18 protein-coding genes are annotated in these 18,149 nt (G+C 68.9%); 15 read left to right on the plus strand and 3 right to left on the minus strand.

Going from position 1 to position 18,149, the window contains the following annotated elements:
* The first annotated feature begins 16 nt into the window (after positions 1-16).
* Entirely contained in the window at positions 17-868 is an 852-nt protein-coding gene (locus K254_RS0118390; protein WP_026556589.1) for an HAD family hydrolase, read from the plus strand.
* Between the two features lie 72 nt (positions 869-940).
* Here K254_RS0118390 and K254_RS0118395 read toward each other — a convergent pair whose 3' ends face one another.
* Entirely contained in the window at positions 941-1,429 is a 489-nt protein-coding gene (locus K254_RS0118395) for an inorganic diphosphatase (RefSeq protein WP_026556590.1), read from the minus strand.
* 240 nt (positions 1,430-1,669) lie between these two features.
* On the opposite strand from K254_RS0118395, the gene dacB reads away from it, so the two are divergent.
* The 14 genes from dacB (at position 1,670) to panC (ending at position 15,701) form a co-directional block, all read left to right on the plus strand.
* Complete coding sequence (gene dacB, locus K254_RS24115) at positions 1,670-3,088, plus strand: D-alanyl-D-alanine carboxypeptidase/D-alanyl-D-alanine endopeptidase (RefSeq protein WP_035750349.1); 1,419 nt, start codon at positions 1,670-1,672, stop codon at positions 3,086-3,088.
* An 87-nt stretch (positions 3,089-3,175) separates the two neighbouring features.
* A complete protein-coding gene (locus K254_RS0118405) occupies positions 3,176-4,297 on the plus strand; it encodes a zinc-dependent metalloprotease (RefSeq protein ID WP_231391904.1) in 1,122 nt (373 codons plus the stop codon).
* Positions 4,298-4,426: 129 nt separating this feature from the next.
* Positions 4,427-5,527: a tRNA lysidine(34) synthetase TilS gene (tilS, locus tag K254_RS24120; RefSeq protein ID WP_081710339.1), complete on the plus strand. Its 1,101-nt coding sequence runs from the start codon at positions 4,427-4,429 to the stop codon at positions 5,525-5,527.
* Between the two features lie 68 nt (positions 5,528-5,595).
* The gene (gene hpt / locus K254_RS0118415; protein ID WP_026556592.1) at positions 5,596-6,147 is read left to right on the plus strand and encodes a hypoxanthine phosphoribosyltransferase; all 552 of its coding nucleotides are present in this window, start codon (positions 5,596-5,598) and stop codon (positions 6,145-6,147) included.
* A gap of 275 nt (positions 6,148-6,422) precedes the next feature.
* Positions 6,423-8,507 carry an ATP-dependent zinc metalloprotease FtsH gene (gene ftsH, locus K254_RS0118420; RefSeq protein WP_026556593.1) on the plus strand — a complete coding sequence of 695 codons (2,085 nt, stop codon included), beginning with the start codon at positions 6,423-6,425 and terminating at the stop codon, positions 8,505-8,507.
* 10 nt (positions 8,508-8,517) lie between these two features.
* On the plus strand, positions 8,518-9,141 hold the full coding sequence (gene folE / locus K254_RS0118425) for a GTP cyclohydrolase I FolE (protein WP_026556594.1): 624 nt from the start codon (positions 8,518-8,520) through the stop codon (positions 9,139-9,141).
* Between the two features lie 9 nt (positions 9,142-9,150).
* Complete coding sequence (gene folP / locus K254_RS24125) at positions 9,151-10,146, plus strand: dihydropteroate synthase (protein WP_081710240.1); 996 nt, start codon at positions 9,151-9,153, stop codon at positions 10,144-10,146.
* Entirely contained in the window at positions 10,143-10,514 is a 372-nt protein-coding gene (gene folB, locus K254_RS0118435) for a dihydroneopterin aldolase (protein WP_026556595.1), read from the plus strand. Before folP ends, folB begins: the two co-directional genes overlap by 4 nt.
* On the plus strand, positions 10,511-11,029 hold the full coding sequence (gene folK / locus K254_RS0118440) for a 2-amino-4-hydroxy-6-hydroxymethyldihydropteridine diphosphokinase (RefSeq protein WP_026556596.1): 519 nt from the start codon (positions 10,511-10,513) through the stop codon (positions 11,027-11,029). Before folB ends, folK begins: the two co-directional genes overlap by 4 nt.
* A 75-nt stretch (positions 11,030-11,104) precedes the next feature.
* Positions 11,105-11,617 carry a DUF3180 domain-containing protein gene (locus K254_RS0118445; RefSeq protein WP_035750351.1) on the plus strand — a complete coding sequence of 171 codons (513 nt, stop codon included), beginning with the start codon at positions 11,105-11,107 and terminating at the stop codon, positions 11,615-11,617.
* Positions 11,610-12,119: a PH domain-containing protein gene (locus K254_RS0118450; RefSeq protein WP_026556598.1), complete on the plus strand. Its 510-nt coding sequence runs from the start codon at positions 11,610-11,612 to the stop codon at positions 12,117-12,119. The genes K254_RS0118445 and K254_RS0118450 overlap by 8 nt, the downstream gene beginning before the upstream one ends.
* The gene (locus K254_RS24130; protein WP_081710241.1) at positions 12,116-13,684 is read left to right on the plus strand and encodes a PH domain-containing protein; all 1,569 of its coding nucleotides are present in this window, start codon (positions 12,116-12,118) and stop codon (positions 13,682-13,684) included. Before K254_RS0118450 ends, K254_RS24130 begins: the two co-directional genes overlap by 4 nt.
* A 141-nt stretch (positions 13,685-13,825) precedes the next feature.
* A complete protein-coding gene (locus K254_RS24135; RefSeq protein WP_231391905.1) occupies positions 13,826-14,794 on the plus strand; it encodes a Rossmann-like and DUF2520 domain-containing protein in 969 nt (322 codons plus the stop codon).
* A gap of 16 nt (positions 14,795-14,810) precedes the next feature.
* Positions 14,811-15,701: a pantoate--beta-alanine ligase gene (panC, locus tag K254_RS0118465; RefSeq protein WP_026556599.1), complete on the plus strand. Its 891-nt coding sequence runs from the start codon at positions 14,811-14,813 to the stop codon at positions 15,699-15,701.
* A 106-nt stretch (positions 15,702-15,807) separates the two neighbouring features.
* Here the strand turns inward: panC and K254_RS0118470 are convergent, their stop codons facing one another.
* A complete protein-coding gene (locus K254_RS0118470; protein WP_026556600.1) occupies positions 15,808-16,755 on the minus strand; it encodes a ribokinase in 948 nt (315 codons plus the stop codon).
* 1 nt (position 16,756) lies between these two features.
* On the minus strand, positions 16,757-18,127 hold the full coding sequence (uriT, locus tag K254_RS0118475) for a uridine transporter UriT (RefSeq protein WP_051389502.1): 1,371 nt from the start codon (positions 18,125-18,127) through the stop codon (positions 16,757-16,759).
* Positions 18,128-18,149: the final 22 nt, after the last annotated feature.

The following is an 18,149-nucleotide window of genomic DNA, read 5'->3' on the forward strand; positions in this document are numbered from 1 at the left end:
CTGGTTCACTTGAACCATGACAACTTTGACTGAAAACTCAGTCTCTGGCATCGATGACCAGAGGAACAACACGAACACGACCCACCTGGTGGCCCTGGATGTCGACGGCACGCTGGTGGACCACGACGGCCACATGAGCGAGGCCGTCCGCGAGGCCGCGCGCCGTACGGTGGCCGCCGGACACCATGTCATCATCGCCACCGGGCGCTCGCTGGGCGCCATGCTGCCGGTGATCGAGCAGATCGGTTTGGAGCGCGGCTACGGCGTCTGCTCCAACGGCGGCGTGACCATCCGCCTGGACCCCAGCCTGGACCTTGGCTACGAGGTCATTGACCGTGAAACCTTCGACCCGGCCCCGGCCCTGGCCACGCTGCGGGACCGCGTCCCGGGCGCACGCTACGCGCTGGAGGACGAGGACGGGAACTTCCTGTCCACCGAACGCTTCCAGGACTCCAGCTTTGGCATCGAGGCGCAGGGCGTGGACTTCCACCAGCTGATGAACACCCGGGCCGTCCGCGTGGTGGTCAACAGCGTCGACGCGAGCACCGAGGAATTCACCGCGGCAGTGGCCAACTGCGGCCTGCAGGGCGTGGCCTACTCGGTGGGTTGGACCGCGTGGCTGGACATCGCCGCCGCCGGCGTCACCAAGGCCACGGCCCTGGAAAAGCTGCGCCAGCGCCTGGACGTCCACCCGTACCTGACGGTGGCCGTGGGCGACGGCGGCAACGACCTTGAGATGCTGGCCTGGGCCGGCCGCGGCGTGGCCATGGGCCAGGCCGACGACTACGTGAAGGCCGCGGCCAACGAGGTCACCGCCTCGGTGTACGACGACGGTGCCGCGCACGTGCTGCGCAGCCTGCTGCCCTAGCTTCCCAGCCCTCAGCACGACGGCGGCCCCCACCAAAAGGTGGGGGCCGCCGTCGTCGTACCCGGAAAGAGACTAGTGCTTGGTGTCTCCGAAGCGCTTGATGGAGGCTTCCAGCTCGGCCTCTGCGGCGGCGCGGTCGGCCCAGCCCTCGGCCTTGACCCACTTGCCGGGCTCCAGGTCCTTGTAGCGGGTGAAGAAGTGCTCGATTTCCTTGATCAGGAACTCATCCACGTCGGAGATTTCCTGGATGTGGTCGAAGCGCTTGTCGTCAACGACGCACAGCACCTTGGCGTCTCCACCGCCGTCATCGGTCATGTTGAAGACGCCGATCGGACGGGCCTCCACCACAACGCCGGGGTGCAGGTCGAAGTCCTGCAGCAGCACCAGGGCGTCCAGCGGATCGCCGTCTTCGCCCAGGGTGTTGTCGAAGAAGCCGTAGTGCGTGGGGTACTGCATGGACGTGAACAGCACGCGGTCCAGGCGGACGCGGCCGGTCTCGTGGTCGACTTCGTACTTGACGCGGGATCCGCGCGGGATCTCGATGGTGACGTCGTGCTTCATAACTGCTCCTAAGCTGGGGATCGGCCTGGTGCCGGATCCTAAACGAGGCGGCTGGGATGCGTGCCGGCGCCGGCCGGGCGCGGGCGCGGCAAACGGGCGCGGCGGCATTCCGTCTAGTATGAGGATATAGGCGCGCGCTTGCTGCGCCGAAACCTGCCCCTGTCACATCCAGCGGGCCGCCTGGGCCGTTTCGCACCGGCCTGCCCTTAAATTGAGCCGACCGCAAGGATTGCCACACCCATGAGCCGTACGTCCAAGACCGTGACGGGCGTGGTGCTGGCCGCTGTGATTGGTGCCCTGGCCGTTCCCGTGGGGCTGAACCTCGCCCCGGCCTTCCTGGACGGTGTCACAAGTGCCTCCGTCCAGACCTCCGTGCCGGCGCAGCAGCAGCTGCCAACGGCGCTGGCCACGGTGGGTGGCATCGCCGATTTGTCGCAGAACGCGCCGCTGCCTTCCGCCGATTCGCTGGCCAAGGCACTTGACGCCGCCCTGGCCACGGACAAGGGGACCTTCACGGCCTACGTCCAGGACGGTGCCACCGGGGCCGAGCTGTACAACCGCAATGCCTCCGCCGGCCGCATCCCCGCCTCGAATCTGAAACTTGTCACGGCATTGGCGGCGTTGAAGACCCTCGGCGCCGACACCACGCTTCCCACCACCGTGCTGGCCGGCTCCACGCCGGCCACCGTGGTGATCCGCGGCGGCGGCGACTCCCTGCTGGGCCCCGGGACGAGCGACAGCACCAGCGTGGTGGGCCGCGCCGGCCTGGCCACCCTGGCCCAGCAGACGGCCGCCGCGCTCAAGACCGCGGGCACGCAGGGCCCCGTCACCATCGCCGTCGACGACACGCTGTTCTCCGGCCCGGCGCTGAACCCCAATTGGCTCCAGGGCGACATCGACGCCGGCGAGATCGCCCCCATCTTCCCGCTGGCCCTGGATGCGGCCCGGCCATACCCTGCCGGTTCCACAGGCGCGCGCCCGGAGGACTCGGCCATGACCGTGGGCCAGGCCTTCGCCGACGCGCTGGCCGCCGCCGGAGTGCAGGTGGCCCCCGGGGTGTCCCGTGGAACCGCCGGCGACGGCGCCGCGACGCTGGGCAGCGTCTCCTCGGCGAGTGTGGGCGAGCAGGTCCAATACCTGCTCCAGCAGTCCGACAACTATGTGGCCGAGGTGCTGGGCCGGCTGGTGGCCGTGGCCGCCGGCAAGCCGGGCTCCTCCACCGCGGCCTCGGAGGCCATCCGCAGCGCCGTGGCCACGGTGGGGCTGGACATCAAGGGTCTGGTGCTGGACGACAGCTCCGGGCTGGCCGCCGGCAACCGGGTGAGCGCCCGCCAGATGACGGCGGCCGTCACGTTGATGGCCGAGGACCCGAATCCGGATCTGCGCCAGGGCCTGGGCGGACTGCCCATCGCCGGCCTCAGCGGCACGCTGAACAACCGCTACCAGGACGTGGACACGGTGGCCGGGGCCGGGCTGGTCCGGGCCAAGACCGGCACCTTGAACGAGGTCCTCTCGCTCTCCGGCTACGTCGTTGATGCCGATGGGCGCCTGCTGGTGTTCTCCTTCATCGGCAATTCATTCACCGAGGGCAGCTCCGCTGCCAAGCCATTGGTGGATGCGGCGGCCACGGTGCTGGCCGGCTGCGGCTGCAAGGGCTGAGCGCAGCCAGCCCCGGCTGGCGGCGTCCGCTGTCGGCTGACACCAAGCGGCACCGGCCTGTCAGCCTAGTGTGGTGTGATGGAGGGCATGGACTCGAAGAGCACCCCAGCGGGCCCGCGCGGCTCCGACCTGATCAATTGGGAGTTGGCCGCCCGCACGGCCGCCACCCTGGCCCCTGCCGGACCGCTGCTGAGCGGATCCGAGATCGGCGCTGCGGTGGACAACCTGCGCACCATGGCGGACCGCAGCGTGCCGTACGTCCACGACATCACTGGGCTCGATGCGGCCAAGGACCTGCGGGATTCCCAGGTTCTGGTGGTGGACCGCGCCTCGTGGGCCAAGGCCAACACCCAAAGCTTTGCCGTGATGATGGGCCCCGTGCTCGATGCGCTGGCGCAGAAGCAGACCTCCACGTCAAAGCCACTCAACACGGCGCTCAGCGGCACCGTCACGGGCGCCCAGCTGGGCGCCGTCCTGGCCTTCCTCTCCTCCAAGGTCCTGGGCCAGTACGATCCCTTCTCCGCCGGCACGGGCACCGGGCTCAGCGGTGGGCGCCTGCTGCTGGTGGCCCCGAACATCATCACCGTGGAGCGCGAGCTCACCGTGGACCCGTCCGATTTCCGGCTCTGGGTCTGCCTGCATGAACAAACCCACCGGGTGCAGTTCGCGGCGGCGCCGTGGCTGCGTGGCCACATGCTCTCAGAGATCGAGAAACTCGGTTCGCTGCTGGTGGGCGACACCGAGACCCTCGGCGAGCGGCTGGGCGCCGCCCTGAAGTCCATCGGGAACCGCCCGGAGGCGGACACCGCGCCCGAGAACGCCAGCCGCGGCGGCGTGCTGGACCTCTTGCAGGATCCGGAGCAGAAGGCGGCACTGTCGCATGTGACGGCCGTGATGAGCCTGCTGGAGGGCCACGCCAATGTGGTGATGGACGCCGTCGACGCCAGCATCGTGCCCACCGTCAAGACCATCCGCCAACGCTTCAATGCCCGGGGCAGGGACCGCGGCGCGGTGGAGAAGTTCATCCGCCACCTGCTGGGCCTGGACGCCAAGATGCGCCAGTACAGCGACGGCGCCCGCTTTGTGCGCTCCGTCGTCGCCTTGGTGGGCATGGAGGGCTTCAACCACGTCTGGACCAGCGCGGAGCACCTGCCCACCGAAGCCGAGATCCACAATGCCCGCCTTTGGGTGGACCGGATGGGCCTCTAGGTGGTGCCAGCATCTGCCGAAGGCACAACACCTCCGGCAGTGCCCGCGCCGGCTCCAGTGCCGGCGTACCCGGCCGGGCAGAAGTCTCCGCGGCCCCGGCTGGATCCGGTGGTGGCCAAGGCCCGCAACATGGTTGCGGCCCTGCTGGGCATTTCCAGCACCGGGCGGATCCGGCCAGCGGCCGAGCCGCCGCTGGTGCTGGTGGCCTGCAGCGGCGGCCCGGACTCCCTGGCCCTGGCGGCGGTGGCGGCGTTCTTTGTGCACCGCGGCGAGGTCCGCGTGGGGGCCGTGGTGGTGGACCACCAGCTGCAGCCCGGCAGCGCCGAGGTGGCGGCCGGGGCCGCTGCGGCGCTGCGTGGACTGGGGCTGGACCCTGTGCAGATCCGCACCGTGGACGTGGCGCACGACGGCGATGGCCCGGAGGCCTCGGCCCGCACCGCCCGCTACGGCGCCCTGGACGAGGCCGCCCGGGAGCTGGGTGCCTCGGAGGTCCTGCTCGGCCACACCCTGGACGACCAGGCCGAATCCGTGCTGCTGGGCCTGGTCCGGGGCTCGGGGACCCGCTCGCTGGCCGGCATTCCCCAGCGTAGGGGGATCTACCTGCGTCCACTGCTGGGGCTGCGCCGCGAAGAAACTCTGGAGATTTGCGACACTCTCGGATTGGATCCCTGGCACGATCCGACCAATGCCGATCCGGCGTTCATGCGCTCCCGGGTGCGCACCGTAGTGCTGCCCTTCCTTGCGGAGCAGCTGGGTGCCGGAATCGCGCCCTCGCTCTACCGCTCCGCCCGGATCCTGGCCGCCGATGCGGACTATCTTGATGAGCTGGCGGGGGCGGAATTCGCCCGCCTTGCCGAGCAGCTGCCCGCCCCCGCCGGGGACGAGGATAAGAACAACGACGACGGCGCCCCGGCCTGGGCCGCGGATGCCACGGCGCCACAACGGCTGCTACAAGAACTGCCGCAGGAAGTGCGCCTGCCCGAGGACGCGCTGCGGGCGCTGGCCCCGGCCCTGCGCCAGCGGGTCCTGGCCCTCGCCGTCGTCGCCCTTGGTGGCAGCCAGCCCAGCTACGAACGACTGCTGGCGGCCCAGTCGCTGCTGGAGCGGCGGGGCTCCGCGGGACCGGTGGAGCTGGCGGGGAAAGTCAGTGTGAGCCGGATCCCGCGCAGCCAGGGGAGTCCCCATGAGGGTTCCGGCTATGGGAAACTAGTGTTTAGACGCAATGCCTAAGACCACCGCCGGCGCATGAAGCCGGGGGCGGCGCACAAACTAAAGCCCTTCAACACCAGGAGCCATTGGTGGATTCACAAGACGTCCAAGCCGATCTCAAGCACGTTCTCTACACCAAGGAACAGATCCAGGACCGCGTAGCAGAGCTCGCAGCCCAGATTGATGCAGACTACGAAGGCCGCGACGTCCTGCTGGTGGGCGTACTCAAGGGCGCCGTCATGATCATGGCCGATCTGGCCCGTGCCCTGCACAGCCACGTGACCATGGACTGGATGGCAGTGTCCTCCTACGGTTCCGGCACCCAGTCCTCCGGCGTCGTGCGCATCCTCAAGGACCTCGAAACGGACCTGATGGGCAAGCACGTGCTGATCGTTGAGGACATCATCGATTCCGGCCTGACCCTGTCCTGGCTCAAGGCCAACCTGGTCTCCCGCGGCCCGGCCTCGGTGGAAATCTGCACCCTGCTGCGCAAGCCCGATGCCGCCAAGGTCGAGATCGACGTCAAGTACGTCGGCTACGACATCCCCAGCGAATTCGTCGTCGGCTACGGCCTGGACTTCGCCGAGCGGTACCGAAATCTGGACTTCATCGGCACGCTGGCTCCGCACATCTACGAGTAGAGCCCCCAGCTCCACCACAATCGCGCCTGTTCGTCATTTCCGCGCCCGCCACCCGGGCGCGGAAATGAGGAAGAGGCGCGATTTTCGTTGGGGGCCGCGGTGAAAATCCGGTTATGCCCACAGGGAACTATTGCCGTTCCCCGCACGTGTTCCATAGCGAACGGTGTAAAGCTAGTAGCGTGGGCGTGCCTTGGCACAGCCGACGCACAATGAGTATCAAAACTCTGTCATGTAGTGAACGTTGATCGGGAGGGACGAGGCACGGCCTCGAGCACATGAACTTCAAGAATATCTTCAAGGGTCCGATCATTTGGATCGTTGCAGTGGTGGCGCTCCTCCTGATTGCCTTCGCCCTGCTGTCCGGCGGCGGGTCCGCCCGGATCAACACCTCCGACGCGCTGGACCTGCTGTCCAAGAAGGAAGTGGCCTCGGCCAAGGTCTTCGGCTCAGAGGGCCGCGTCGACATGGTGCTCAAGAACGACTACACCACCCCCGACGGCCACGCCGTGGGCAAGAACGTGCAGTTCTACTTCGGCAGCTACCGCGCGGACACGATGGTCACCGCCATCGACAACGCGAACCTGACGGACTTTGACGACCAGCCCGTCCAGAGCAACTTCCTCTCCAGCCTCCTCAGCCTGATCCTGCCGATCGTGATCCTGGGTGCCATCTTCTGGTTCCTGCTCTCGCGCATGCAGGGCGGCGGATCCAAGGTGATGCAGTTCGGCAAGTCCAAGGCGAAGCTGATCACCAAGGACCACCCGCAGGTGACGTTCGTGGATGTTGCAGGCGCCGACGAGGCCGTCGAGGAACTGCACGAAATCAAGGACTTCCTGCAGAATCCCGCCAAATTCCAGGCCGTGGGCGCCAAGATCCCCAAGGGCGTGCTGCTCTACGGTCCTCCCGGAACCGGTAAGACGCTGCTGGCGCGCGCCGTGGCCGGCGAGGCTGGCGTGCCCTTCTACTCGATCTCCGGTTCGGACTTCGTGGAGATGTTTGTCGGTGTGGGTGCCTCCCGTGTCCGCGACCTCTTCGAGCAGGCCAAGGCCAACTCCCCGGCCATCATCTTCGTTGACGAGATCGACGCCGTCGGACGCCACCGTGGTGCCGGCATCGGCGGCGGCAATGACGAGCGCGAGCAGACCCTCAACCAGCTGCTGGTGGAGATGGACGGCTTCGACGTCAAGACCAACGTCATCCTGATCGCCGCCACCAACCGCCCCGATGTGCTGGACCCGGCCCTGCTGCGTCCGGGCCGCTTCGACCGCCAGATCCCGGTGGAGGCCCCCGACCGGCTGGGCCGCCAGCAGATCCTGCAGGTCCATGCCAAGGGCAAGCCGATGGCTCCCGGCGTGGACTTGAACGCCGTCGCCAAGAAGACCCCGGGCTACACCGGCGCCGACCTGGCCAACGTCCTCAACGAGGCCGCGCTGCTGACCGCCCGCTCCAACGCCCAGCTCATCGACGACCGCGCCCTGGACGAGGCCATCGACCGCGTCATGGCCGGCCCGCAGAAGCGCACCCGCGTCATGAAGGAGCTGGAGCGCAAGATCACCGCGTACCACGAGGGTGGACACGCCCTGGTGGCCGCGGCCATGCACCACACGGCACCCGTCACCAAGATCACCATCCTGCCCCGCGGCCGCGCCCTGGGCTACACCATGGTGGTTCCGGAGGACGACAAGTACTCGGTGACCCGCAATGAGCTGCTGGACCAGATGGCCTACGCCATGGGTGGCCGCGTGGCCGAGGAGATCGTGTTCCACGACCCCTCCACCGGTGCCTCCAACGACATCGAAAAGGCCACCGGCACCGCCCGGAAGATGGTCACGCAGTACGGCATGAGCGAGCGCATCGGCGCCGTGAAGCTGGGCACCGGCGGCGGCGAGCCCTTCCTGGGCCGCGACGCCGGGCACGACCGCGACTACTCCGAGTCCGTGGCATCCATCATCGATGAAGAGGTCCGCCGCCTCATCGACCAGGCCCACGACGAGGCCTACGCCGTGCTGATCGAGAACCGCGATGTGCTGGACCGGCTGGCGCTGGAACTGCTGGAGCGCGAAACCCTGAACCAGGGCGAGATTGCCGCCATCTTCCACGATCTGCGCAAACACGAACCGCGTGAAGTGTGGCTGTCCAAGGACTCCCGCCCCGTCTCCTCCATTCCGCCCGTGGTGACGGACAAGGAGCGCAGGGATGCCCTCGAGGCAGGCGAGCCCAACCCTGACATGGTGCTGCCGCAGGACCAGCTGGCCAAGGCCCACCTGCAGGGTGCCATCGACGTCTCCGGCCCCATGCCGGGTGCCACACCAGGTCATGAAGGCGGGGAGCAGCTCCCGCCGCACACCCACGGCGGATAGGATCGCATCCGTGACCTATTACGACGAAGACCAGCCCGACGCCGCCGACAGTGCCGCTTCCGGGGCCGGCTCTGTGGATCTGCCGCGCATCGAGAAGGCTGTGCGGGAGATCCTGCTGGCCATCGGTGAGGACCCGGAGCGCAGCGGCCTGCAGGATACGCCCAAGCGTGTCGCCAAGGCCTACGCAGAGGTGTTCTCCGGGCTCCACCAGGACCCGGCGGACATCCTCTCCACCACCTTTGACATTGCCCATGAGGAAATGGTGCTGGTGAAGGACATCCCCTTCTACTCCACCTGTGAGCACCACCTGGTGCCGTTCCACGGCTTTGCGCACGTTGGCTACATCCCGTCCCTGGACGGGCGCGTCACCGGGCTGAGCAAGCTGGCCCGGCTGGTGGATGTCTTCGCCAAACGCCCCCAGGTGCAGGAGCGGCTGACCACGCAGATTGTGGAGGCGCTGGTCAACCACCTCAAGCCCCGCGGCGCCATTGTGGTGGTGGAGTGCGAGCACATGTGCATGTCCATGCGCGGCGTGCGCAAGCCCGGCGCCAAGACCGTCACCAGTGCGGTGCGCGGTCTGCTTCATGAGCCGGCCACACGCGCCGAAGCCATGAGCCTGATCCTCGGAAGGTAACAAATTTCAATGGACTCCCTCGCAGCAGCGCCCGGCACAGGCCCGGCCACCTCCCCCCTGCCCGTGATCCGCGGAACGCGGAAGGTGGCCAGGTTCGAGGACCTCCCGACCGACCGCACGGTGGTCATGGGCATTCTGAACTGCACTCCGGATTCCTTCAGCGACGGCGGGGAGTACACCTCGCTGGACACCGCCATCGCCCACGGCCTGCGCATGTACTACGGCGGCGCGGACATCATCGACGTCGGCGGCGAGTCCACCCGGCCCGGTGCCGAAGATGTGGACGAGGTGGAGGAGCAGAAGCGCATTCTGCCCGTCATCGAGACGCTGGTGAAGGCCGGCGCCCTGGTGTCGGTGGACACCCGCCATGCCTCCACAGCCGCCCTGGCGATCGACGCCGGTGCCGGACTGATCAACGATGTATCAGGCATGCATGTCCATGAGGACATGGTGGCCCTGATCGCCGAGCGCAAGGTCCCGTATGTGCTGATGCACTCCCGCGGAGATTCGCGGGCGATGGATTCGCTCACCCAGTACGGCGACGTCGTTGAGGACGTGCTGCGCGAGCTGCGCGATGTGCGCGAACGCTTCTACGCCGCCGGCGTCGCGCCGGAACAGATCATCCTGGATCCGGGCATCGGTTTCTCCAAGAATGCGGACCAGAACTGGGAGCTGCTGGCCAATCTGGACCGGCTGCACGAGTTGGGCAACCGCATCCTGGTGGGCACCTCCCGCAAGCGCTTCCTGGGCTCGCTGCTGACCAGCGCCGGCAAGGCCGCCGCCCCGAAGGAGCGCGACAACGCCACCTCCGCCACCACCGCGCTGGCCGCAGTGCAGGGCGTGTGGGGTGTGCGGGTGCACGATGTCTCCGCCAGCCTGGACGCCGCCAAGGTTGCCTCCCGCCAGCGCCGCGCCCTGCACAGGCCCGCCGTGGCTGCCGCCCAGGAGTTGGGCGCAGCCCCGGCTGCCGAAGCGCAGATCTCCGCAGGCCAGGGCGGGCTGTGAGCCTTCGCGACCGGATCACCCTCACCGGGGTGAGCGCCACCGGCTACCACGGAGTTTTTGAGCACGAAAAGCGCGACGGCCAGCCCTTTGTGGTCGATGCCGTGCTGTACACGGACATCTCGGCCGCTGCGGCGACTGACGATCTGAAGAAGACGGCCCACTACGGCGAGGTGGCCGAGGCGATCGTTGAGCTGATCACCGGCGAGCCCTTCGACCTGATCGAGACGCTGACCGAGCGCCTTGCCGCCAAGATCCTGGACGGCTTCCCCGTGGTGGCCGCCGTCGACGTCACGGTGCACAAGCCCAAGGCGCCCATCACCGTGGCCTTTGGCGATGTCACCATCAGCATCCACCGGGAGCGGGCGTGAGCGCATCCGCACCACTGGTGCGGGCCGTTCTGGCCCTGGGCAGCAACCTGGGCGAGCGGGAGGACACGCTGTCCTCCGCCGTCGCCGAGCTCACGGCGCCGGACTCCGTGCGCCTGCTGCGCTCCTCGCCGGTGGTCGCCACCAAGCCCGTGGGCGGTCCGGGCGGACAGCCGGACTTTTTGAACATGGTCATTGAGGTCGAGACCTCGCTGGACCCCTACGCCCTGCTGGCGCACTGCCACAGCGTGGAGCACAGCCACCAGCGCGTCCGCGAGGTCCGCTGGGGTGCCCGCACTCTGGACGTGGACATCATCACCTACGGTGATCTGGTGAACGACGACGAGACGCTGACGGTGCCGCACCCGCGGGCCGCACAGCGCGCGTTTGTGCTGCACCCGTGGCGGCTGATGGACCCGGCGGCAACGTTGGGCGGCGTCGCCGTTGCGGAGCTGGCCGAGCAGGCTGCCGACATGGCGGACATCAGAGAGCTGGCGGGCCCGCCGGAGACGGACTAGCTGTACCGGCAGTGATTGCCGGCGAACGGTTGTACGGTTGAATCAAGAATTGCGAGCAGGTGGGGTGAGGGACGGATGAAGAGCACGCTTCGGACCATCAGGCCCGCATGGCTGGCCGTGGTGGCCCTCGTGTCGGGGGCTGTCGGCTGGGTGGCCACGGTGCTGGCCAACCGGGCCAGCCTTGCCACCCCCGTTCTGCCGTGGAGTTCACTGCTGACCATGGGCGTCATCGTGGTGCTGACGGTGTCGCTGGGCATGCGGGTCCGCGCCTGGCGCAATGGCGACCGCAAGCGCATGCTCAACCCGATTCTGGCCGCCCGCACCCTGGTGCTCGCGCAGGCCTGCGCCTACGCCGGCGCGCTGCTCTTTGGCTGGCATACCGGCATTTTTGCGGACCAGATCCCCACCCTGGGCATGCGGGGAAACCTGGACATCGTCTGGCAGAACCTGGCCCTGATTGGTGGGAGCATCGTCATGGTCGCCACCGGGCTGATCGTGGAGCGCTTCTGCAAGCTGCCGCCGGAGGATTCCGAGCCGAAGGACGCCGCCCCCAAGCCCAAGCCGGCCGGTGAGGGCGAGTATGCGTAGCCAGCTGGCTCCGCAGGGAGTGGAATTCACCCGCGTCTCGGAAAACCTCATCACGGCCCGCCGGATCGCCCGCGGCATCACCTTTGTGGTGCTCGTGGCCGCGGCGGCGATGCCGCTGCTGCTGCGGTCGCTGGGCGCCTGGAGCGGCTACCCGGCATGGCTGGCGTGGCTGCTGCCGGCCGCCACGCTGGCGGCCGTCGTCTGGGCCTTTGCGCTGATTCCCCGCCAGGTGCGGGCCATTGGCTATGCCGAGCGCAATGACGATCTGCTGATCCGCCAGGGCATCTACTTTGAACGCCTGATGGTGGTGCCCTACGGCCGCATGCAGTACGTGGACGTCACCGTGGGCCCGCTGGAGCGCGCCCTGGGGCTGAGCAGCCTCAAGCTGCACACCGCCTCACCCTCCACCAACGCGGCGCTTCCCGGGCTGCCCGCCACCGAGGCCGCCCGGCTGCGCGAGCAGCTCACCGCCCGCGGTGAGGCCAAGCTGGCCGGACTGTGAGCCAGCCCGACGACGCAGCGGCGGGGTTTGGAACGGACGGCCCCGAGACGTGGCACCACGTGCACCCGGTGTCGCCCTTCGTGCGCGGCTGGGTGGCGGTGCTGGCCGTCCTGTTCATCTTTGGCCGCAACGGCATGGAGGATCTGTTCCGCGGGTTGGCCAACGGCGGCGACTACGCCCCCAACACGGCACCCGTCTGGGTGATTCTGAGCATCGTGGGCGCCGCCGTCGTCGTCTTCGGTATCTCCTTCTACCTGTCTTGGCGCTTCACCCGCTACCAGGTCACTGACGAGTACGTGCACATCAACTCCGGCGTCGTGTTCCGCCAGCAACGCAAGGCCCGCATCGAGCGCGTGCAGGCGATCGACGTCGTGCAGCCGCTGCTGGCCCGCGTCTTTGGGCTGGCCGAACTGAAGTTTGACGTCGCCGACGGCGGGAAGTCGGCCATGAAGCTGGCCTTCCTCAAGCTGGACGAGGCCAGGCGGCTGCGCAGCGCCATACTGGCCCGTGCCGCGGGGCTGCCAGCGGATCCGCAGGGCCCCGCCGTCGTGGTGGAGGCGCCCGAGCAGGTGGTGCTGGCCCTGACCCCCGGGCGTGTGGTGGGCTCCGTGCTGCTCTCCGGGATCACTGTCATGGCCCTGGTGCTCAGCGCCGGCGTGGCCCTGCTGGTGGTGCGGACGGGATCCGTGGCGGTGCTGGCTGCCTTCATTCCGATGGTCCTGGGTGTGGTGGCGGCCTACTGGCAGCGCTTCACCACTGACTTCAACTTCCGCGTGGCCGTCTCGCCCGATGGTGTGCGGCTGCACTACGGGATGCTGGAAACGCGGTCGCAGACCATCCCGCCGGGCCGCGTGCAGGCCGTGGGCCTCAGCCAGGGTCCGGTGTGGCGCATGCTGGGCTGGTACAAGATCCATGTGAATGTGGCCGGCTACGGGGCCGACGCCCGCGAGGGCGGCACGCGCACGGTGGTGCTGCCGGTGGGCACCCAGGCGGAGGCCATGGTGGTGCTGGGGCTGCTGTTCCCGGATCCGGGTGTGGACAATCCCCACGAGGTCTTCGCCGCCGGACTGAATGGCACGGGGGACGCGCAGGGGTTCATCCACTCGCCGCCCGCCGCACGCTGGATCGACCCGCTGGCGTGGCGCCGGACCGCCTACCGGGCCACGGCCACCGCGCTGCTGTGCCGCCACGGCATCCTGTACCGGCGCCTGCAGGTGGTGCCGCACGAGCGTACGCAGTCGCTGAGCCTGTACCAGGGTCCAATCATGCGGGCGCTGGGTCTGGTGGACTTCGAGCTGCATTCCACGGCTGGCCCGGTGCGTCCGGTGGTGCACCATATGGACCTTGCTGCGGCCCACCAGCTGTTCGACGAGCAGGCCGCCCGCGCCGCCGTCGCCCGCCGCATCCACCGCAGCGAACGCTGGATGGAAGCTGCGCCCGCTCCGCTGGTCGAGCTTGTCGAGACCGCCTCTTCCGCTCCGGCGGCTAGCGCTGCCCCGGTGGCCGAGCTTGTCGAGACCAAGGTGCCGGGGAGCGAGACCAAGGACGCCGGGTCCGCCCCATGACTGGCAATTGCATCCGGGACGCCGTTTCCCGTTTGGGACGCGGCAACTACTGCGTCCTGGACGGGAAACGGCGTCGCGGGCGGCCGGGGACCGGGATGAAGGCGCAGCAGAACGATTTGGACGATGCACAGGAGATGGAACGTGGCCGTTAAGCCGGGCCGGTTGGGCGTGGGGATCATTGGTGCCGGGAAGGTGGGCGCCGTGCTGGGGGCTGCGCTGCGCGCGGCGGGACACGCCGTCGTCGGCGTCTCTGCCGTGTCCGAGGAGTCCCGGGACAGGGCGGAGAACCTGCTGCCCGGTGTCCCCGTGCTGGAAATCCCGGAAATTGTGGAACGTTCCGAGCTGGTGCTGCTGGCCGTCCCCGACGACGCGCTCCCGGCCCTCGTGGACGGGCTGGCGAAGACCGGTGCGTGGCAGGCGGGGCAGCTGGTGGCGCACACTTCGGGCCGGTTCGGCACCTCCGTGCTGGCGCCCGCGAAGGCCGCCGGGGCCATCGCCCTGGCCCTGCACCCCGCCATGACCTTCACCGGCATGAGCCTGGACCTGGCGCGGCTGGCCGATTGCAGCTTCGGCGTCACGGCAGATCCGGCCATGCTGCCGATCGCCCAGGCGCTCGTGGTGGAGATGGGCGCCGAGCCCGTGGTCATCGCCGAGGCGGACCGCGTGCTCTACCACGCGGCCCTGGCCCATTCCTCAAACCATTTGGTGACGCTGGTGGCGCAGGCCGCGCAGCTGCTGGGCGACATCGGCGTCGAGGCGCCGAGCCGCCTGCTGGGCCCGCTGCTGCGGGCCTCGCTGGAGAATGCCCTGGCCTCGGGGGAGTCGGCCCTCACCGGTCCCGTGGCCCGCGGCGACGCCGGGACCGTGGCCGCCCACGCCGCCACGCTGCGCGAGCATGCCCTGGACACCGGGAACGGGGACATCCTTGAGTCCTATCTGGCCATGAGCACGGCCACCGCCGCCCGCGCCGCCCGCCGCGGTCTGCTGGGGCCGGAGCGCTATCTGGCCGTCCAGGCCGCGCTGTCCTCGGACGACACAGCAGCCGACGCCGCTGCCAATGACGCTGCCAATGACGCAGACAACACCGACACCGGCAACAGCCAGAACTAGAAGGACAACGGCAGTCATGACCATCACTCTTGCCACCACCATCGCCGAGCTCAAGGCCTCCGCAGCCGCGCTGCTGGCCGCCAAGGCTGCCCCCGGGACGGCCGGCAGCCTTGGCCTGGTGCCCACCATGGGCGCCCTGCACGCCGGGCACGCCGAACTGGCGCGGACGGCCGTGGCCGCGAACGACGTCGTCGTCGCCACCATCTTCGTGAACCCGCTGCAATTCGGCGACGCCGTCGATCTGGAGCGCTACCCGCGCACCCTGGAGGCCGACATGGCCCTGCTTGACGGCGTGGGCGTTGACCTGGTGTTCGCCCCCTCGGTGGAGGAGATGTACCCCGGCGGCGAGCCGATGGTGCGCATCACCGCAGGAGAGCTGGGCGGGAAGTTCGAGGGTGCCTCGCGTCCGGGGCACTTCGACGGCGCCCTGACGGTGGTCTCCAAGCTTCTGCACCTGGGCATGGGCCCGCAGGCAGCGTACCGGGCCTATTTTGGCCAAAAGGACGCCCAGCAGGTGGCCCTGGTGCAGCGCATGGTGGTTGATATGAACTTCCCGGTGGAGATTGCCGCCGTGCCGATCGTGCGCGACGCCGACGGCCTGGCGCTGTCCAGCCGGAACCGCTTCCTCTCCGACGACGAGCGCCAGGCGGCGCTGGTGCTCTCGCGGGCGCTGCGCCTGCTCAAGGAGCGCGCGGACGCCCACGAACCCCTGGACCTCGAGTCCGCCGAGGCGCTGGTGCGCAGCGCCCCCGGTGTGGAGCTGGACTACTTTGAGGTGGTGGACCCCGGCACGCTTGCGCCGCGCGCGGAGAACTGCCGCGAGACGCCGTTCACCGGCCAGGCGCTGGCCCTGGTCGCCGCCGCCGTCGGCCCCGTCCGCCTGATCGACAACATGCTGCTCGGCTAAAGGCCCGTTGAACGCCGTTGAGCCGTGGGATATGGCCCGTTAGACGTCGTCTAATGGGCCATATCCCACGGCTCAACGAGGGGGATTCCCTGCGGAAGCGAAGGTCCTAGCGGAAGTCCGCCACTTCGGCGGCGGAGGGGTAGGCCGTCTGCGTGCCCTTGCGGGTCGCGGCCATGGCCGCCGCCACGGAGGCGTAGCGGGCCGCATCCACCAGCGTGTCGCCGGCCGCCAGGCGCGCGGCCACGGCACCGGTGAAGGCATCGCCGGCACCCGTGGTGTCCACGGCGTCCACCTTCGTGGGGGCAATGCGGACCACCGGGGTGCTGGTGCGCGAATCCAGCACCACGGAACCCTGCGAGCCGAGGGTCACCAGCACCTGGGCCAGTCCGTGCCCGGCAAAGCGCTCTACGGCCGGCTCCCACTCGGCCTCGGGGGCGTCGGGGGAGGGCATCTCGAAGCCGCCCAGGAACTGGGACGCCTCGTGGGCATTGACCAGCAGGACGTCCGTCAGCGTGGCCAGTGCGGCCGGGATCTGGGCGTACGGCGAGAGGTTCAGCAGCACCCGCGCCCCGCCGTCGTGCCCGGCCTGGGCAGCGGCCTGGACCGTCTCCAGCGGCACCTCAAGGCAGAGGCCGACGACGGCGGCGCCGTCGAACGCTTCGGCGCCCACATGCTCCGGAGCCAGCGTTCCGTTGGCCCCGGCGGCGATGATGATGGAGTTTTCCCCCGCGGCATCGACGGAGATCACGGCGACGCCGGTGGGCTCCGCGGTGCGCCGGACACGGGTAACGTCCACGCCGGCACCGGCCGTGGAGGCCAGCAGCATGGCGCCGTTCGCGTCCTCGCCCACAGCGCCGATCAGGGTGACGTGGCCGCCCAGGCGGGCCGCGGCCACGGCCTGGTTGGCGCTCTTGCCGCCGGGGTTCACGGCAAAGCCGTTGCCGTGCAGCGTCTCGCCGGGCAGCGGGAGCCGCTCGGTGTAGATGGTCAGGTCCGCGTTCAGCGAGCCGACCACCACGATGCGGCCGGTTGCGGGGTTCTCGGTGGTGGTCATGCTAGGCGTGCACCTCGGCGTCGACGGGCTTGGGGATCAGCATCGAGGCGGCCAGCGCCAGCGCCGTCACCACGAGGGACACGACCACGGTGGCCAGGTAGGAACCCGTGCCGCCCATGGACCCGGCGGCCACGAGCACGGCCGGCAGCACCAGGAAGCTCAGCCCGGCGCCCAGGTTGAAGGCGCCGGCGTTCATGCCCGGCAGGAAGCCCGGGTTGCCCTTGGGGGAGAGGACGACGCCGAGGCCGTTGAGCATGATGTTCACGGTGCCGGCGTACATGATGCCCAGCAGCACGGTGCCGGTGATCATCAGCGGCAGGCTGTGCAGGCCGAAGAAGCCGATGATGGCTAGGGCCACCAGCGAGCCCACCAGTCCGATGCGCAGCACCTTGGTGTAGCCCAGCGTGGGGGCGAGGCGGCCGCTCAGCGGGCCGATGACCCAGCCCAGCAGGGCGTAGGGGGTGAGGATCAGCAGGGACATCTCCGTGGCGCCGATGCCGAAGCCCGGGTCGGCGGCCTGGACGAAGGCGGGAACGATGCCATTGATGACGGCGAAGATGCCCGTCATGGTCAGCGTGGTGGTCAGCAGCGGGGCCCAGGTGGCGCGCTGGCGCAGGTGCACCGTCTCCACCATGGGGTGCTTGGAGCGCTTTTCCGTGTTCCAGAACAGGGCGAACGCGATGACGGCGACGGCGGCCAGCCCCAGGGACCAGGCCAGCGTCTCGCCGGAGAAGCCGCCCAGCAGGCCGGAGGCCTGGTTGAGCGCAATCAGCAGGGCGCCGACGGCGATGACGATGAAGAACACGCCCGCCCAGTCCATCTTGGTGCCCGCGCCGGGCTTGCTCTCGGTGGCCAGCCAGATGATCAGTGCGGTGGCGACGACGGCCAGGGCCACCATCAGCCAGAAGATGCTGCGGAAGCCGTAGTGCTCGGCGAAGTAGCCGCCCACGAAGGAGTCGACGCCGGCGATGCCGCCATTGACAGCGGTGATGAGGCCCATCAGCACGCCGTACTTCTTCGGCTCGCTCACGGCGGAGCGGAGCATGATCAGGCACAGCGGCACGGTGGGGCCGCTGACGCCCTGGATGATGCGGCCCACGAAAAGCCAGGTGACATCCGGTGCCAGCGCGGAGATGACCGAACCAACGGCCATCATCACCATCATGGCGATGAGGATCTTCTTGCGGCCCACAATGTCGCTCAGGCGCGGCAGGAACAGCGAGAACAGTGCTGCGGCCGTGAAGAAGGAGGTCTGGGAGAGGCCGATGACGGCCTGGTTGGTGTTCAGTTCCTCACCCATGGTGACCAGGGCGGGGCTGAGCATGGAGGCGTTGAGCTGGAACGCCACGCAGGCGGCCAGCAGGGCGGTCATGAGGGCCGCGATGTTGGCCGTT

The organism is Arthrobacter sp. 35W (genome assembly GCF_000482545.1).
Classification (GTDB): domain Bacteria; phylum Actinomycetota; class Actinomycetes; order Actinomycetales; family Micrococcaceae; genus Specibacter.

Bases quoted from the DNA above. Each gene is read 5' to 3' on its own strand.
- K254_RS0118390 (WP_026556589.1), top strand. From the start codon at position 17: ATGACAACTTTGACTGAAAACTCAGTCTCTGGCATCGATGACCAGAGG.
- K254_RS0118395 (WP_026556590.1), bottom strand. From the start codon at position 1,429: ATGAAGCACGACGTCACCATCGAGATCCCGCGCGGATCCCGCGTCAAG.
- dacB (WP_035750349.1), top strand. From the start codon at position 1,670: ATGAGCCGTACGTCCAAGACCGTGACGGGCGTGGTGCTGGCCGCTGTG.
- K254_RS0118405 (WP_231391904.1), top strand. From the start codon at position 3,176: ATGGACTCGAAGAGCACCCCAGCGGGCCCGCGCGGCTCCGACCTGATC.
- tilS (WP_081710339.1), top strand. From the start codon at position 4,427: ATGGTTGCGGCCCTGCTGGGCATTTCCAGCACCGGGCGGATCCGGCCA.
- ftsH (WP_026556593.1), top strand. From the start codon at position 6,423: ATGAACTTCAAGAATATCTTCAAGGGTCCGATCATTTGGATCGTTGCA.
- folP (WP_081710240.1), top strand. From the start codon at position 9,151: ATGGACTCCCTCGCAGCAGCGCCCGGCACAGGCCCGGCCACCTCCCCC.
- K254_RS0118445 (WP_035750351.1), top strand. From the start codon at position 11,105: ATGAAGAGCACGCTTCGGACCATCAGGCCCGCATGGCTGGCCGTGGTG.
- K254_RS0118450 (WP_026556598.1), top strand. From the start codon at position 11,610: ATGCGTAGCCAGCTGGCTCCGCAGGGAGTGGAATTCACCCGCGTCTCG.
- panC (WP_026556599.1), top strand. From the start codon at position 14,811: ATGACCATCACTCTTGCCACCACCATCGCCGAGCTCAAGGCCTCCGCA.
- K254_RS0118470 (WP_026556600.1), bottom strand. From the start codon at position 16,755: ATGACCACCACCGAGAACCCCGCAACCGGCCGCATCGTGGTGGTCGGC.
- uriT (WP_051389502.1), bottom strand. From the start codon at position 18,127: ATGACCGCCCTGCTGGCCGCCTGCGTGGCGTTCCAGCTCAACGCCTCC.